15 protein-coding genes are annotated in these 15,728 nt (G+C 68.0%); 6 read left to right on the top strand and 9 right to left on the bottom strand.

Annotated features, from left to right (window positions below):
• Positions 1 to 60: 60 nt before the first annotated feature.
• Positions 61 to 282, bottom strand: coding sequence for a hypothetical protein (locus tag ABEA93_RS41545; RefSeq protein ID WP_345681213.1), 222 nt, complete (start codon positions 280 to 282; stop codon positions 61 to 63).
• Positions 283 to 476: 194 nt separating this feature from the next.
• A complete protein-coding gene (locus ABEA93_RS41540) occupies positions 477 to 1,460 on the bottom strand; it encodes a LuxR C-terminal-related transcriptional regulator (protein ID WP_345681212.1) in 984 nt (327 codons plus the stop codon).
• 162 nt (positions 1,461 to 1,622) lie between these two features.
• Between ABEA93_RS41540 and ABEA93_RS41535 the strand changes: the two genes are divergently transcribed.
• The 3 genes from ABEA93_RS41535 to ABEA93_RS41525 all read left to right on the top strand — a co-directional run bounded on the left by ABEA93_RS41535 (position 1,623) and on the right by ABEA93_RS41525 (position 5,214).
• Positions 1,623 to 1,928 (top strand): hypothetical protein, encoded by a 306-nt coding sequence (locus ABEA93_RS41535; protein ID WP_345681211.1) that lies wholly within the window; start codon positions 1,623 to 1,625, stop codon positions 1,926 to 1,928.
• 436 nt (positions 1,929 to 2,364) lie between these two features.
• Positions 2,365 to 3,750: a C40 family peptidase gene (locus ABEA93_RS41530; protein WP_345681210.1), complete on the top strand. Its 1,386-nt coding sequence runs from the start codon at positions 2,365 to 2,367 to the stop codon at positions 3,748 to 3,750.
• A gap of 120 nt (positions 3,751 to 3,870) precedes the next feature.
• On the top strand, positions 3,871 to 5,214 hold the full coding sequence (locus ABEA93_RS41525; RefSeq protein WP_345681209.1) for a peptidoglycan DD-metalloendopeptidase family protein: 1,344 nt from the start codon (positions 3,871 to 3,873) through the stop codon (positions 5,212 to 5,214).
• 324 nt (positions 5,215 to 5,538) lie between these two features.
• On the opposite strand, the gene ABEA93_RS41520 is transcribed toward ABEA93_RS41525, so the two are convergent.
• The 4 genes from ABEA93_RS41520 to ABEA93_RS41505 form a co-directional block, all read right to left on the bottom strand.
• Complete coding sequence (locus ABEA93_RS41520; RefSeq protein WP_345681208.1) at positions 5,539 to 6,894, bottom strand: dicarboxylate/amino acid:cation symporter; 1,356 nt, start codon at positions 6,892 to 6,894, stop codon at positions 5,539 to 5,541.
• A 403-nt stretch (positions 6,895 to 7,297) separates the two neighbouring features.
• A complete protein-coding gene (locus tag ABEA93_RS41515) occupies positions 7,298 to 7,717 on the bottom strand; it encodes a DUF4229 domain-containing protein (protein WP_345681207.1) in 420 nt (139 codons plus the stop codon).
• A 177-nt stretch (positions 7,718 to 7,894) separates the two neighbouring features.
• Positions 7,895 to 9,058, bottom strand: coding sequence for an aminofutalosine synthase MqnE (gene mqnE / locus ABEA93_RS41510; RefSeq protein ID WP_345681206.1), 1,164 nt, complete (start codon positions 9,056 to 9,058; stop codon positions 7,895 to 7,897).
• A gap of 91 nt (positions 9,059 to 9,149) precedes the next feature.
• The gene (locus ABEA93_RS41505; RefSeq protein WP_345681205.1) at positions 9,150 to 9,611 is read right to left on the bottom strand and encodes an Lrp/AsnC family transcriptional regulator; all 462 of its coding nucleotides are present in this window, start codon (positions 9,609 to 9,611) and stop codon (positions 9,150 to 9,152) included.
• 330 nt (positions 9,612 to 9,941) lie between these two features.
• Between ABEA93_RS41505 and ABEA93_RS41500 the strand changes: the two genes are divergently transcribed.
• Positions 9,942 to 10,076, top strand: coding sequence for a hypothetical protein (locus ABEA93_RS41500; RefSeq protein ID WP_345681204.1), 135 nt, complete (start codon positions 9,942 to 9,944; stop codon positions 10,074 to 10,076).
• A 104-nt stretch (positions 10,077 to 10,180) separates the two neighbouring features.
• On the opposite strand, the gene ABEA93_RS41495 is transcribed toward ABEA93_RS41500, so the two are convergent.
• Positions 10,181 to 10,834, bottom strand: coding sequence for a UbiX family flavin prenyltransferase (locus ABEA93_RS41495; protein ID WP_345681203.1), 654 nt, complete (start codon positions 10,832 to 10,834; stop codon positions 10,181 to 10,183).
• A gap of 174 nt (positions 10,835 to 11,008) precedes the next feature.
• Here ABEA93_RS41495 and ABEA93_RS41490 point away from each other — a divergent pair, with 174 nt between their 5' ends.
• Positions 11,009 to 11,689 (top strand): rhomboid family intramembrane serine protease, encoded by a 681-nt coding sequence (locus ABEA93_RS41490; protein WP_345681202.1) that lies wholly within the window; start codon positions 11,009 to 11,011, stop codon positions 11,687 to 11,689.
• Between the two features lie 116 nt (positions 11,690 to 11,805).
• Positions 11,806 to 12,780, top strand: a complete 975-nt coding sequence (locus ABEA93_RS41485) for a hypothetical protein (RefSeq protein WP_345681201.1) — start codon at positions 11,806 to 11,808, stop codon at positions 12,778 to 12,780.
• A 58-nt stretch (positions 12,781 to 12,838) separates the two neighbouring features.
• On the opposite strand, the gene mqnP is transcribed toward ABEA93_RS41485, so the two are convergent.
• Complete coding sequence (mqnP, locus tag ABEA93_RS41480; protein WP_345681200.1) at positions 12,839 to 13,744, bottom strand: menaquinone biosynthesis prenyltransferase MqnP; 906 nt, start codon at positions 13,742 to 13,744, stop codon at positions 12,839 to 12,841.
• A 154-nt stretch (positions 13,745 to 13,898) separates the two neighbouring features.
• Positions 13,899 to 15,350 (bottom strand): menaquinone biosynthesis decarboxylase, encoded by a 1,452-nt coding sequence (locus ABEA93_RS41475; protein ID WP_345681199.1) that lies wholly within the window; start codon positions 15,348 to 15,350, stop codon positions 13,899 to 13,901.
• Between the last annotated feature and the right edge of the window lie 378 nt (positions 15,351 to 15,728).

The raw sequence follows: 15,728 nt of genomic DNA, 5'->3' as shown, positions 1-15,728 counted from the left end.
ACGCATCCACACCGCAATCGGAGACATCCCGCCCCACGAACACGAGACCAACTACTACGCTCAACACCAGCCCCAACCGGCGGCTGGAGTCAACGCATAGAGCCTCCACCAATCCCGGAACGGTTCACGGTCCGGCTGAGAAGGCACGTTCTTGGTCGCGTCATCGGTGTCCGACGAGGTGTCGTCGGCAGCGTCGATGTCACGCGGGTTGTTGTACTTGTCCATGTCGAGGATGCCCTGACGTGCGGCAACGATGACAGGTGTTGCAGCTTGGCCCGCCACGTTCGTCGCCCGACACAGTCATCATCCGCATGCGCGAGGCGCCCCTACCCGACCCAACCCACCGCCCGACCTGATCACCCACACCCAGAACTGGTCACACTGGCCCCGACGACACGAAGCCACCGCATACCGCGGCCCCTACCAACGACGAATCACGGATCAAGACACGAATCACCGGATTCAAAGCGACTTCTTCACAGCCAACCGTGGCGGGTGGCCTCCATGCCGGCTTGGAAGCGGCTGCGAGCGCCGAGCGCGTCCATGAGGTCCGCGGCAATGCGGCGTGCGGTGCGGCCGGAGACGCCGAGGCGGTGGGCGATGGCATCGTCGGTAAGGCCCCGGCCGAGCAACCGGAGCACTTCGGCTTCCTGCCCCGTCAAACCGCGAGCGTCGCGGACCTTCGCATTGCCCAGCGGAATGGCACTGTCCCAGACGGTGTCGAACAGCGCGCACAGAGCACTGAGGACGCCCATACCCGTGAGGACGACGGCGCCGTGGGAGGTGTTCTCATTGTCGACGGGGATCACCGCAGTTGTGCGGTCTATGACGATCATGCGGACCGGTAGGGCAGGGACGGTGCGGACCTCGCCGCCGCGTTCGGCAAGCCAGTCAACGTAAGCAACCGAAGGCACATCGTTGCGGACGCTGTCGAGGTAGACGGTGCGTATTCGGACGCCGCGGTCCAACAGTTCGGCATCGAGCGGTTTTGCGGCCTCCATGTTGTCGCCGGTCTGGGCGCCGCCCGGTGCAAAGGTCATCACTTCGCTGGTGACGTCGCGGGTCAGCTTCTTCAAACGGTCGCGTATCCGGTCCAGACCAACGAGCTGCTCGACGCCCGATCCGCTAGTGGGGGAACGCAAGTCGGCGCATTCGGCGATCAGCCGTGCTGCCGCGGCTCGGGATGCTTCGATCCGCTGCTGCTGCACGGCGAGTTCGGCCTGCTGGCGGGCAAGGATCACCTCCATGCCGACCTCGGGACTGACCGCGTACAGTCGGCCTTCGTTGTCGACCGATGGTCGCAGCAAAGCGAGTTCGCTCAGGGTGTCAAGCGCGCACCGCACCTGTGCATCGTCCAGACCGAGCCTTGCTGCCAGCCTTGCGACACCTTCGTCCGGCCAGGTGAGCATCGCCCGGTAGACCGCCTCGGCGACGCCGTCGAGCCCCAGCGCGTCAAGCATCGAACCCCCCTGTCATCGACCAATTGCCCGGTTGGCGATCATGCCATGTTGTCCCGAATCCCGTCGGGGTGCTCACCGACCGGTGCGGCCTATTCCGGCCATGACATACAGCGGCCACGCGAAACGCCGTACACGGCCTCGATGACAGCGCAGTTTTGAAGGGTGTATCTCCTCCATGCGCAATTGCACGACGTCATCGGCTGCGGACTCCCCAATGGAGCAACGCAGTTGCTGCTGAGAGAGGCCCTTCCCCAGGACGGCCTCGAACACGTGAGCGTGCACGCGCACCCACACGGTGTCCTGGTGCTCGGACTCTTTCTGAAGGCGTCGGCCCTCGCCGTCGCAGAAGCCGCGGCTCATCGCCTCTGTGCAAAAGCCGTTGCAGCGGGCGGACCGCTGGACGGATTTGTCGTCATCGATATCAAAGCCGGTCTGGTGCCGCAGGCGTTCGACCGCTGGTTGTGCTGAACCGGCCGGGTTGGACGACTTAGGACAGGGCCGCTTCCGGACAGGGCAATCGTCTGGATGCGCCCGTGACGTGGGCACATGCTCGTTCTCGCCGGCCGCGACAAGCAGCCGAGGACCCGGGAACAGCCTCACCGCGGGAGGCGACCGGATCCGGAACACACACCACATCTGTGTCCCGAAGGAGATCTCTGTCATGAAGCGCACGAGCACTGCGAAGGCCGCCGCGGTCGCCGCCCTCGCCATCTCCGAGACCGCCGAGGTCTCCTCCATGCTCATGTCCCACGACGACACCATGGGCTGGCAGTAGCCTACGCCGCTCTCCTGTCTGCAGACGCCGGTCATCTCGGACCCGCTGCTTCACGCCCTCTCATTCTCAAACTCGGAGTCCTTTCGCATGCAGAAATCCCATGCTCTTCGGCGCGCAACCGTCGGCCTCATGCTCGCCGGTTCCCTCAGCCTCGGATGGCTCGTCCAACCACAGGTAGCCACCGCTGCGGACGGGACGAACACTTCCGCGGCGCCCTCCCAGGACAAGGGCGGCGGCGGGCAGGGCCCGTCGATTGAGTCGACCTCGAACAGCATGCTCACCGCCACGGCGGAGCAACTTACGCGCAGTCAGGTGCTGCAGCGCGCCGCGTCCTGGGTGGACAAAGGGCTTGTGTACGACGGAGGCGGCACGTACCAGGGCTACCGCCGCGACTGTTCCGGATATGTCTCCATGGCATGGGGGTTGGCGACCCCTGGCCTCGTGACGGGCTCGTTCGTTCCCTCAGGTGCCGCCATTTCGATATCCAAGTCCCAGCTCAAGCCCGGTGACGCGCTGAACAACCCCGGCAGCGGAAGTTCCGGCCACGTCGTCATCTTCGCGGGCTGGACCAACGACGCCCAAACCTCCTATGACGGCTATGAATTCTCGCCATCCGGTGTTAAACACCGGGAGATTCCCTACCCCTACTTCTCCGGCTACGGAACTTTCACGCCGATCCGAGCCGTCAACGTCGTCGACGACACACCTACGCCGGTTCGTCGTACGTCGGACATCACGGGTGATGGTCGGGCGGAGATCGTGACGCAGGAGCCCGACGGCGGAATCGCCATGGGTGTCGGCGACGGGAACGGGTTCAGCAACTACCACCGCATCACGGGCAACGGATTCGCCGACTACGTCAACACAGGCCGCATCCACTTCGCGGATGTCACCGGTGATGGCAAGGCCGACATCATCGTCCAGGAAGCCGACGGTGGAATCACCATGGGCGTCGGCGACGGGAACGGGTTCAGCAACTACCACCGCATCACGGGCAACGGATTCGCCGACTACCTCAACGGCGGCCGCATGCACTTCGCCGACATCACCGGCGACGGCAAAGCCGACATGATCAACCAAGAAGCCGACGGCGGCGTCACCTTGGGCGTCGGCGACGGAAACGGATTCAGCAACTACCACCGCATCACCACCAACGGCTTCGCCGACTATCTGAACAACGGCCGCATGCACTTCGCCGACATCACCGGCGACGGCAAAGCCGACATCATCAACCAAGAAGCCGACGGCGGCGTCACCTTGGGCGTCGGCGACGGAAACGGATTCAGCAACTACCACCGCATCACCACCAACGGCTTCGCCGACTATCTGAACAACGGCCGCATGCACTTCGCCGACATCACCGGCGACGGCAAAGCCGACATCATCACCCAGGAACCCGACGGCGGAATCACCATGGGCGTCGGCGACGGAAACGGATTCAGCAACTACCACCGCATCACCACCAACGGCTTCGCCGACTACCTCAACACCCCCAACATCCAATTCGTCGGCTAAACAAGTCGGCACCAAAACGCGCGACTTCCAGTGCCATGGCGTCGGCTCCGACCACACACGGTCGGAGCCGGCATCAAAGTTGCCGGTGCAGTTCCGCTTCCCACGACCAGAACTCAGGAGATGTGTGTGCCTACCTACGCTGCCTTCCGGCGCCGCGCTGCCGCAACGCTCGCTGCGATCGGCATAGCCGGAGCAATGACCGCATTGATCCCCGCGACGGCTGAGGCTGCACCGTCGTACTTCCAAATGCCATTCCAGTGCAACCAGACGTGGCAGGGAAATACTTACAGCGGCCATACCCCATCCGAACTTTCCATCGACTGGACGCACGGCTCGACAACTGCAGGCCAGCCGGTCCTCGCCAGCGCGGGAGGAACTGTCGTCATCTCGAAGTCACTTGGCGATACCAGCTACGGCGAGTACATCGTGATCGACCACGGCGGAGGGTGGAAGACCCTCTACGGGCACCTGAGCGCCCGCTTGGTCGCCGCAGGAGAAACGGTCACGGCCGGACAGCAGATCGGCATGGTCGGCAGCACCGGGAACAGCACGGGGCCTCACCTCCACTACGAGCAGAAGTACAACGACGCCGTCCAGCAGTCGACGTTCAACGGCTCGGCCTTCGCGGCCGGAACCTCCGCCACCAGCCAAAACTGCGCGCCGGTTCGTCGTACGTCGGACATCACGGGTGATGGTCGGGCGGAGATCGTGACGCAGGAGCCCGACGGCGGAATCGCCATGGGTGTCGGCGACGGGAACGGGTTCAGCAACTACCACCGCATCACGGGCAACGGATTCGCCGACTACGTCAACACAGGCCGCATCCACTTCGCGGATGTCACCGGTGATGGCAAGGCCGACATCATCGTCCAGGAAGCCGACGGTGGAATCACCATGGGCGTCGGCGACGGGAACGGGTTCAGCAACTACCACCGCATCACGGGCAACGGATTCGCCGACTACCTCAACGGCGGCAACATGCACTTCGCCGACATCACCGGCGACGGCAAAGCCGACATCATCAACCAAGAAGCCGACGGCGGCGTCACCTTGGGCGTCGGCGACGGAAACGGGTTCAGCAACTACCACCGCATCACCGGCAACGGCTTCGCCGACTATCTGAACAACGGCCGCATGCACTTCGCCGACATCACCGGCGACGGCAAAGCCGACATCATCAACCAGGAAGCCGACGGCGGCGTCACCTTGGGCGTCGGCGACGGCAACGGATTCAGCAACTACCACCGCATCACCACCAACGGCTTCGCCGACTACCTCAACGGCGGCCGCATGCACTTCGCCGACATCACCGGCGACGGCAAAGCCGACATCATCACCCAGGAACCCGACGGCGGAATCACCATGGGCGTCGGCGACGGAAACGGATTCAGCAACTACCACCGCATCACCACCAACGGCTTCGCCGACTACCTCAACACCCCCAACATCCAATTCGTCGGCTAACTCGGCAGCATCAGCAACCACGCTCCGTCGGCCTCGACCAAAAACACATCGAGGCCGACGGGGCGGAAACCGCGGACGGGCCGGGCGGCCGCACTAGGTGAGGAGTCATTCTCAAATCCCAGGCCTGGCCGAACACATGCCGCCGACCTCGGCGAGCATGTGTAGCCGCGAAGAGGCGCCACGGCCACCGGCCGCGCTAGCGCGGTGTCTCTCTCCCCCGCCCCGCGCCAGACGCACCATGCATGGAGCCGATTCGGCTTGTGAACGAAGCGGCCCCGCTCCCCCACGACACGAAGGGGAACGGGGCCGCTTGCGGTGTGCCCGTCAGACGGAGACCGGCTCCCGACGGTCCGGCTGAGAAGGCACGTTCGTGGTGGCGTCGTCGGCGTCCGACGGGGTGTCGTCCGCGGCGTCGATGTCCGCCGGGTTGTTGAACTTGTCGAGGTCGAGCGTCTTCTCGCGGGCCGACACGAGGACCGGGACGACCGCTTGGCCGGCCACGTTGGTCGCGGTGCGCATCATGTCGAGGATCGGGTCGATGGCGAGGAGCAGGCCGACGCCGGCGAGGGGGAGGCCGACGGTGTCGAGGGTCAGCGTGAGCATGACGATCGCGCCGGTGAGGCCCGCGGTGGCGGCCGAGCCGATGACCGAGACCAGGACGATGAGGAAGTAGTCCTTCAGGTCCAGGCTGATGTGGAAGTACTGGGCGACGAAGATCGCGGCCAGCGACGGGTAGATCGCGGCGCAGCCGTCCATCTTGGTGGTGGCGCCGAACGGGACGGCGAAGGACGCGTACTCCTTGGGGACGCCGAGGCGCTCGACGGAGCGCTGGGTCACCGGCATGGTGCCGACCGAGGAGCGGGAGACGAACGCGAGCTGGATCGCGGGCCAGGCGCCCTTGAAGAAGTTCAGCGGGTTGACGCGCCCCACGAACGCGAGCAGCAGCGGGTACACGACGAACAGCACCAGCGCGCAGCCGATGTAGACGTCGGCGGTGAAGGTGCCGAGCGGCTTCAGCGAGTCCCAGCCGTAGGTGGCGACGGCGGTGCCGATGAGGCCGGCGGTGCCGATCGGGGACAGCTTGATGACCCACCACAGGGCCTTCTGCACGACCTCGAGGACGATCTCCGCGCCGTTGATCAGCGGCTCGGCCTTCTTGCCGACCGAGAGGATCGCCGCGCCGAGGACCGCGCCGAGGAAGACGATCTGCAGGACCTGCGGCTTGGGGCCGAACGCGTCGACGATGTTCGTCGGGACGATGCTGGTCAGGAAGTCGAGCCAGTCGCCGTTGGTGGCGGGCTTCTTCTCCAGGCCGGCGGGGAGGTGCACGCCCTGGCCCGGGTCGGTCAGCAGGCCGAGGACGATGCCGATGGTGACCGCGATCAGCGACGTGATCAGGAACCACATCAGCGTGCGCAGCGCGAGCTTCGCGGCGTTGTTGACCTTGCGCAGGTTGACCACGGAGATCAGCACCGCGGTGAACACCAGCGGCGGGACGGCCAGCTTGAGCAGGCGGACGAAGATGTCGCCGACCTGCTCGAGGGTGGTGGTCAGCCAGTCGGCGTTCGTGTTCTTGGCGATGAAGCCGAGGGCGACACCGACCGCGAGGCCGATGAAGGTCTGCGCCCAGAAGGGGATCTTGGGCAGGGTTCTCTTGGGGACTGCGGCAGTTGCAGACACAGAAGGGCTCCTGAAGCGGCCGGCCGAGTGCCGGGCACCGTGGCGAACGGGACGGGGGAGCGACCGCTTCAAGGCCCTGATGTGGCATGTGGGGGCACCGCGGAGGAGGTGTGCGCCCACCGGTCAGGTGCGGGGCCCGGTCGTCAGGGCTGACCCGCGAAGCGGTCGGGGCGGCGTGCGGAAGCGGTACGCGTAATTGCGTGGTGCGCGTACCGGTTCAGCTGACGCCGGCGCCGCTACACAGTGCGGTGGCGCAACGGCCCAGGTCGACATGCAGACGTGCCACGAGCGGGAAACCCACCGCCGTGCGCGTCGCATACGAGTCGCCTGTGCCGAACATGAGGTGGAGTGTAAACAGTCCATCAGTAAAACGACAAAATGATTACCGATGGCAGCCGGATGCTCACATTGCGTTCTTCGGGCGGGTTGCGTGGGTGATGTCCGGAATCAGCTCGTCCTCGGCCGACGCGCCTTCGTCCAGCCGGGCCTTCGCGCGCTCGACGCGCTCCACCAGGGCCGCCGACATCGCGTCCCGCTGGCTGTTCAGCAGGAAGTAGCTGAGCAGGCCGGACACCGCCAGCGACACGCCCACGACGAAGATGCCCGCACCGTCGCCGGTGAGCTTCAGCCCGTACCGCGCCAGCACCCACACCAGGCCCGAGACCACCGCGAACAAGCCGATGCGCAGCAGCGTGTAGCGCAGCGCCGGGTGGCCGCCGCGCGGGGCGGCCGGGTCGCGCGCGTCCAGCGCCCCCGGCTGGTCGGCCGCGGCCGGCACCGGGTTCTCGGTCGGGTTGTCGGACGCGGAGTGCGATTCGGACACGTCGGTTCCTTCTGCCGTTCCGTCTGCCATCGATGGCGGGGCCCGGCGGCGGGGCGCGGGGCGCCGGGCCGTCCGGACATCCAGTACAGCACCCCCGCAAAAGCGGCTCGGAGGGGGCCGCCCGGGAGCGGGAAACACCGCAGCCCCGGAGCGGTCGCTCCGGGGCTGCGGCGGGGGTCAGAACTTCATCGGCTGCGGGACGTCCCGGCGGCCGGGCTGCGGGCCTTCGTACTCCCGCACGATCTGGTAGCGGGTGTTCCGTTCGACCGGGCGGAAGCCCGCGTCGCGGATGAGTTCGAGCAGGTCGTCGCGGGTCATCTTGTTCGGCGTGCCGAACCCGTCCGCGTCGTGCGTGATCTTGTACTCGACGACCGAGCCGTCCAAGTCGTCCGCGCCGTGGTTCAGCGCGAGCTGCGCGGTGGCCAGGCCGTGCATGACCCAGAAGCACTTGACGTGCGGCACGTTGTCGAACAGCAGCCGGGACACCGCGAACACCTTGAGCGCCTCGGCGCCGGTGGCCATCGCGGTGCGGGCCTGGAGCCGGTTGCGGACGATGCCGTCCCGGCTGTCGTGGAAGTCGTGCTGGTAGCGCAGCGGGATGAAGACCTGGAAACCGCCGGTCTCGTCCTGCAGTTCGCGCAGGCGCAGCACGTGGTCGACGCGGTGCCGGGGCTCCTCGATGTGGCCGTACAGCATGGTGGCGGGCGTCTTGAGGCCCTTCTCGTGCGCCAGCCGGTGGATGCGCGACCAGTCCTCCCAGTGGGTGGCGTGGTCGACGATGTGCTGCCGGACCTCCCAGTCGAAGATCTCCGCGCCGCCGCCGGTGAGCGACTCCAGGCCCGCGTCGATGAGCTCGTCGAGGATCTCGGACGCCGTGAGGCCGGAGATCGTCTCGAAGTGCTGGATCTCGGTCGCCGTGAACGCCTTCAGCGAGACGTCCGGCAGCACCTTCTTCAGCTCGCGCAGCGACCGCGGGTAGTACCGCCACGGCAGCGTGGGGTGCAGGCCGTTGACGATGTGCAGCTCGGTGATGCCGTCCGGCTCCATCTCCTTCGCCAGCCGCACGGCGTCCTCGATGCGCATCGTGTACGCGTCCTTCTCGCCCGGCTTGCGCTGGAACGAGCAGTAGGCGCACGACGCCTGGCACACGTTCGTCATGTTGAGGTGCCGGTTGACGTTGAAGTGCACGACGTCGCCGTTTTTCCGCGTCCGCACGTGGTGCGCGAGGCCGCCGAGCCACGCCAGGTCGTCGCACGCGTAGAGCGCGATGCCGTCCTCGCGGCTGAGCCGCTCGCCGGAGAGGACCTTGTCCTCGATCTCCTTGCGCAGACCCGAGTCCATCGTTCGCTTCTCCCTGCCGATCCTTGCCGAACCTTGCCGAACTGTGCCCATCCGGGGTCCACCGGTGCACAGCAGCGCCGGGGGAACGAGCCTACGCCTCCGGTTCGCCCGGCAGATCGGCGGCGCGGTACTCCCACTTGGTGGACAGCACGACCGTGGTGCGGGTGCGCGCCACGCCGCGGGTGCCGGACAGCCGCCGGATGACCTGCTCCAGGCCCGCGACGTCGGGAACCCGGACCTTGAGCATGAAGGAGTCGTCGCCGGAGATGAACCAGCAGTCCTCGATCTCCTCGACGTCGCGCAGCCGTCGGCTGACGTCCTCGTGGTCCGCGGCGTCGGACAGCTGGAGGCCGATGAGCGCGGTCACGCCGAGGCCGAGGGTCACCGGGTCGACGGTGGCGCGGTAGCCGGTGATGACCCCGGCCTGTTCGAGGCGGTTGATGCGGTCGGTCACGCTGGGGCCGGACAGGCCGACCAGCCGGCCCAGCTCGGCGTACGACGCGCGGCCGTTGATCCGCAGCGCCTGGATGAGCTTGCGGTCCACCGCATCCATGCTCGTTCTCCTCTGCCAGTCCGCGTTTCCGCGTTCTCTGCTCGTGCCCGGCTGTTGCCGTGCTCGTGCCGCGCGTGGGGATTTCCCACACTTTCGGCGCTTCCGTCGATCTTGCCTTCTTTGCCCACCCCTGCCATGAACTGCGGCTTAAACACAGCGTCATGGGATGCACATCACACGGTTATCACCAGGAATGAGGCCGCGCTGGCCTGCGTTTCACTCGACGCTAACGATCGCACCCCTTAGAATCGAAGGCAACCGGCGGCCATCAACCTCCGATTCAACAACACCCGCCGACCCGATCGGTTGGCGGACCGGGAGGGACCCATCATGTACACCCTCGAAATGGCCCGTGCGCACATCCAAGAGCTGCACGAGCAGGCGGAGCGCACGCGCCCGATCGGCCCGCGCCCGACCCTGAAGGCCGTCAAGAAGTTCGTCGCCCGCGCCCGCAGCGCCCGCTGACCGGCGCGGCGCGGCGAGCTCGCCACCGGACAGCCCGCGGCACAGCGGGCCGTAGCTCCGGCCGAGGACCGCACCGGACCGCACCCCGGTTCCCGATCCGGTCCTCACGGCGCGGCGGCCTCCGCCCGCCGGGCGCCGCCCAACGTGCCGTCCCACCGCCGGAACAGGGTGTGCGGCACACCCAGGACGTCCAGCACCTTGCCGGCCACGAAGTCGACCAGCCGCTGGACCTCCGACGCTCCCGCGTAGAACGCCGGACTGGCCGGGAGAACCACGGCACCCGCGTCGTCGAGACGCACCAGGTGCCGCAGGGTCGTCCCGGTCAGCGGCGTTTCCCGCGGCACCACGACGAGCGGCCGCCGCTCCTTGAGCGTCACGTCCGCGCTCCGCTGCACCAAGTCCTTCGACAGTCCGAGCGCGATCCCCGCCACCGAGGCCGTGCTGGCCGGCACCACCGCCATGCCCTTCGCCGGGTACGAGCCGCTCGACGGGCCCGCCGCCATGTCCCCGGCCGGCCAGTAGGCCACCCGGTCGAGACCGGCGTCCGACTTCAGCCAGTCCGCCAGGTCGTCGTGCCAGTGCGCGTCGCGGAACGCGATGCCCGTCTCGTCCAGGATCGTCAGCCGCGCCGCGCGGCTGACCACCAGGTCGACGGCTTCCCCCGCATCCAGCAGCCCGCGCATCACCGCGGCCGCGTACGGCGTCCCGGACGCTCCGGACACCCCGACGATCCACGGCCTGCGCTGGTTTTCCTGCATACGGCCCATTGTCCCAGCGCCCCGCCCGGGCCTCGCCCGGCCCTCCGTACGGTTGCGGGAAGTCCCCGGAATCCGCGCCCGGCCCGCCGAATCTGTTGACCGCGGCCTGCCCGGGCGCTGGACTGGGGGACGAAGGGGCCGCCGGGGGGCGGTCCGCCGTCCAGGGAGGCTTCGGTGTCCCCGCTCCTGCCCGGCCCGCTCCGGGGCCTGCGTACCGCACTTCTCACCACCGGCCTCCTGCTGGCCGTCATCTGGGCCGTCGAGATCGTCAACCTCGCGACCGACTACTCGCTGACCGGCTACGGCATCACGCCGCGCCGCCTGGACGAACTGCCGGACGTGCTGACCGCGCCGTACGTGCATGCGAGTCTCGGCCACATCATCGGGAACACCGTGCCGCTGGCGGTGCTCGCATTCCTGTGCGCCACCCGCGGCTTCGTGCGCTTCGCGGCGGTGACGCTGACCGTGAGCGCGGTGGGCGGCCTCGGCGTGTGGCTGATCTCGCCGTCGGGCACCTCGACGGTCGGCGCGAGCATCCTGGTCTTCGGCTACTTCGGCTACCTGCTGGTCCGCGGCTTCGTCGACCGGCGCATCTTCGACATCCTGCTCGCCTTCGCCATCACGTCGGTCTACGGCTGGACGATGCTGTGGGGCGTCTTCCCGTCGTCGCCGTCGATCTCCTGGCAGGGCCACGTGTTCGGCTTCGCGGGCGGCGTGGCCGCGGCCTTCGCGCTGCGGCGCGAGCGGGACGGGCGCGGCGAGCGTGCCCGGGAGGCGCGCAACCCGCGCGGGCAGGCGGCGGCTTCCGGTCCGCGGCCACTGTCCGACGAGCTGAAGGACATGGGTCTGCTGTAGGCGCCGCGGCGGACCCCGGGGCCGCCGCGGACATCCCGGTGGACGGCACCGGGGTTCGGCGGTACAACTGCGGATTCGGACACGAGTCCGAGCACTATTCCACCCGGGGGGAAACGTTGCGCCACCGCCGCATCGGCCGCGCTGCCGCACTCATACCGCTGGTGTTCCTGGCCACCGCGTGCGGCGGACTCGGGACCGACTGGGCCCGGCAGGCCCGCGACGTGGCCGACGCGCCGGTCGGCAACACCGGCGCGCCGAACACCGGCATCAGCGCCGAAGACCTGATGAAGCGCGTGGCGCAGGCCGACCGCGATGTGCGCAGCGTCCGCGCCGAGTTCCACGGCACCCTGTACGGCATTCCGCTGTCCGGCTTCTCGCGGATCAACGCGTCCGGCGACAAGGAGTCGGAAGTCCTGCTCAAGGGCAAGCGCGTGCACGAACTACGCGTGGGGTCCTCGCAGTACATGCTGATGGAACGCGGCAGCTTCGAGGTGCTGTTCGACGCCATGGAGTCCTCGCCGGGCTACTCCGAGCGGGACGAGCCGGACGGCGACTTCCGCGAGTTCGCGAAGCTCATGGAAGGCAAGTACCTCAAACAGAAGGCGACCGAGGGCTTCGGCGGGGGCCTCGGCACCGTCGACGGGTTGTGGGGCAGCGGCCCGTTCGGCGGGGACGACCCGGAATCCGACACGGGATCCGACGAGGACGACGAGGGGTACTACGACGACGATTACCCCGACGAGCCCGAGTACAGCCTGGGGACGCCGACCACGGTCGGCGGCATCGAGACGATCCCGGTGAAGGCCGTCTCCGACGACGGCGAAGGCGGGAAGATCACGGAGACCCTGTACATCCCCGCGCACGGCACTCCGCTGCCGGTCCGCATCACCGTCGACGAGGACGGCGACGGCAAGAACGAGGCGTCCATGGACACCCGGTACACGCACGACTCCGGCGGGACGGTCACCGCGCCGAAGGACGACGACACCGTCGACATGGACAAGGTGATGAACGGGATCTTCGGATCCGGCGGGTCGGACGACGACTACGACGGCGCGGGCCGGGGCCCGGGCGTCGGCGCCGCGGCCTGACCGCTCCGCGCGGCGGGGCCGCCCGTGGGCCCGCACGGGCCCACGGGACGACGTCCGGTCAGAGCCGGAGGCCGCGGACCACCAAGTCGAGCAGCGCGCAGACGAACAGCGCGATGCCGATGAAGCCGTTGGTGGTGAAGAACGCGCGGTTCAGCTTGGACAGGTCGTCCGGCTTGACCAGCGAGTGCTCGTAGACGAACGCGGCCATGACGATCAGCAGGCCAAGCCACCAGAAGAACCCGGCGCCGGTCAGCACGCCGAACCAGATGAACAGCAGCGTGGTGAAGACGTGCGTGATCCGCGACGCGTACAGCGCGTTCGCGATGCCCCAGCGGGCCGGGACGCTCTTGACGCCGTGCGCGCGGTCGGCGGCCACGTCCTGGCAGCCGAAGATCAGGTCGAAGCCACCGATCCACGAGCCGACCGCGAGGCCGAGGACCACCGCGTCCCACGACCACGAGCCGGTGACCGCGAGCCACGCGCCGATCGGGCCGATCGCCTGCGCGAGCCCGAGGATGGCGTGCGGGACGTCGGTGAAGCGCTTGCCGTACGGATAGACCACCATCGGCACCACGGCGAGCGGCGCCAGCGCGAAGCACAGCGGATTCAGCAGCGCGGCCGCGACCAGGTAGAAGAACAGCGCGACCAGCGCACCCGCCCACGCGGTGCGCACCGAGACCTTGCCGGTGACCAGCTCGCGGGTCGCCGTGCGCGGGTTCCGCGCGTCGATCTCGCGGTCGATGATGCGGTTGCACGCCATCGCGAACGTGCGCAGGCCGACCATCGCCACCGTGACCAGGAACAGCTCCCAGTAGTGGACGTGGCCGTTGACCTCGAACATCGCGGTGAGCGCCGCGATGTAGGCGAAAGGCAGCGCGAAGACCGAGTGCTCGATCATCACCAGGCGCAGGAACGCCCGGGTGCGGCCTTCTTCGGACGGTGCGGGGAAAGCTGCGGAAGTCACCGGGTGCGCTCCGGGGTGTCCGCGAGGTCCGCGAGGTCCGCGCGCCGGGTGCGCGGCCGGGACGGCTCCGCCCCGGCCGCCGCTCTGCCTGAAGCCATGGCGTCTCCGATCCCGATGCCCACTGGTCCGCCCACAGGTCCGCTCACAAGTCCGATCACAATCCGTACTGCTTCCATCGCCGCGTGACCAACTCGGCCGTGGCGGGGTCCGACGCGACCATTTCCGGCCAGCCGCCGTCGCGCGTGTAGCCCTCCTCGGGCAGCTTGCGCGTCGCGTCGATGCCCGCCTTGCCGCCCCAGAACTGCTGGTAGGAGGCGTGGTCGAGGTGGTCGACGGGGCCTTCGACGACGCAGAGGTCGCGCGCGTAGTCGACGTTCCCGAACGCCCGCCAGGCGACTTCCTGGTAGTCGTGCACGTCGCAGTCCGCGTCGACGACGACGATCAGCTTGGTCAGCGACATCATGTGCGCGCCCCAGATCGCGTGCATGACCTTCTGCGCGTGCTTGGGGTACTTCTTGTCGATCGAGACGATCGCGCAGTTGTGGAAGCCGCCCGCCTCGGGCAGGTCGTAGTCCACGATGTCCGGGACGATGATCTTGAGCAGCGGCAGGAAGAACCGCTCGGTCGCCTTGCCCAGCGGCCCGTCCTCGGTCGGCGGGCGGCCGACGACGATCGACTGCAGGATCGGCTCCTTGCGCATCGTCACGCAGTCGATCGCGAGCGCCGGGAACGGCTCCATCGGCGTGTAGAAGCCGGTGTGGTCGCCGAACGGGCCCTCGTCGCGCATCACGCCGGGCTCCAGCCAGCCCTCCAGGACGACCTCCGCCTCGGCGGGGACCTGGAGCGGCACGGTCTGGCAGTCGACCATCTCCACCCGCTTGCCCTGCACGAAGCCCGCGAAGAGGTACTCGTCGATGTCGCCGGGCAGCGGGGCGGTCGCCGCATAGGTCACCGCGGGCGGGCAACCGAACGCGATCGCCACCGGCAGCCGCTCCCCGCGCTTCGCCGCGACCTGGTAGTGGTTGCGCGAGTCCTTGTGGATCTGCCAGTGCATGCCGATGGTGCGCGCGTCGTGCCGTTGGAGCCGGTAGAGGCCGAGGTTGCGGACGCCGGTGTCGGGGTCCTTGGTGTGCGTCAGGCCCAGGTTGTAGAAGGAGCCGCCGTCCTCCGGCCAGGTGTGCAGCGCGGGGATGGCGGCCAGGTCGACCTCGTCCCCCTTGAGCACGATCTCCTGGCAGGGCGCGCTCGACACCTTCTTCGGCGGGATGTGCGCGACCGACCCGAGCTTCCCGAACGCCTCACGCAGCCCGGAGAAACCTTGCGGCAGCTCGGGCTTGAGCAGGCCGCCGATCTTGTCGCCGATTTCCGCGTACGAAGAAAGGCCGAGCGCCTTGAGCATGCGGCGGTCGGTGCCGAACACGTTCATGGCCAGCGGCATCGAGCTGCCGCGCACGTTCTCGAAGAGCAGCGCGGGGCCGCCGGCTTTGTTGACGCGGTCGGTGATCTCGCCGACCTCGAGGTGCGGATCCACCTCGACGCGAATGCGCCGGAGGTCGCCGTCCTTCTCCAGGGCTTTGAGGAAGGCGCGGAGGGTGCCGTATGCCATGGGGACCAGTATCGGATATGGGAGGACGAGCTACACCGACCGGGCTCCCTGTCGGGCCCTCCCTCCTCCCACCAATTCGGGACTCGGTCTCGCGTCGGACGCCCCTCCCCCGCCCCCTCCGCCATCGGGCCCCCCGGCGATCACCCCCGGCGTTCACCCCGACACGCTCAGTTTCCTCCACCCGGCACGGCGTGTCCGACCGACGACCCCAAGCCTGTGGATAACCCGCATCCACCACACCCGCGAGTGAAAAAGGGATTCCCAATGACGAAGTCAAGTCGCTGGGACGGCGTCGTGTGATCGCGTCATGCCGCTGCGAGAGCGAGCTTGCGAGTGTCTGTGTGGAAGGTTCGCTGGTCGCGTATGAGTGCCCAGAGG

Source organism: Yinghuangia aomiensis (assembly GCF_039542225.1).
In the GTDB taxonomy this organism is placed as follows: Bacteria; Actinomycetota; Actinomycetes; order Streptomycetales; family Streptomycetaceae; genus Yinghuangia; species Yinghuangia aomiensis.
This window is presented reverse-complemented; position numbering and strand designations above follow the sequence as displayed.

Excerpts from the sequence above, each read along its gene's own strand:
- ABEA93_RS41500 (WP_345681204.1), top strand. The coding sequence starts at position 9,942 with ATGTACACCCTCGAAATGGCCCGTGCGCACATCCAAGAGCTGCACGAG.
- ABEA93_RS41475 (WP_345681199.1), bottom strand. The coding sequence starts at position 15,350 with ATGGCATACGGCACCCTCCGCGCCTTCCTCAAAGCCCTGGAGAAGGAC.
- ABEA93_RS41525 (WP_345681209.1), top strand. The coding sequence starts at position 3,871 with ATGTGTGTGCCTACCTACGCTGCCTTCCGGCGCCGCGCTGCCGCAACG.
- ABEA93_RS41505 (WP_345681205.1), bottom strand. The coding sequence starts at position 9,611 with ATGGATGCGGTGGACCGCAAGCTCATCCAGGCGCTGCGGATCAACGGC.
- ABEA93_RS41540 (WP_345681212.1), bottom strand. The coding sequence starts at position 1,460 with ATGCTTGACGCGCTGGGGCTCGACGGCGTCGCCGAGGCGGTCTACCGG.
- ABEA93_RS41530 (WP_345681210.1), top strand. The coding sequence starts at position 2,365 with ATGCTCGCCGGTTCCCTCAGCCTCGGATGGCTCGTCCAACCACAGGTA.
- ABEA93_RS41495 (WP_345681203.1), bottom strand. The coding sequence starts at position 10,834 with ATGCAGGAAAACCAGCGCAGGCCGTGGATCGTCGGGGTGTCCGGAGCG.
- mqnE (WP_345681206.1), bottom strand. The coding sequence starts at position 9,058 with ATGGACTCGGGTCTGCGCAAGGAGATCGAGGACAAGGTCCTCTCCGGC.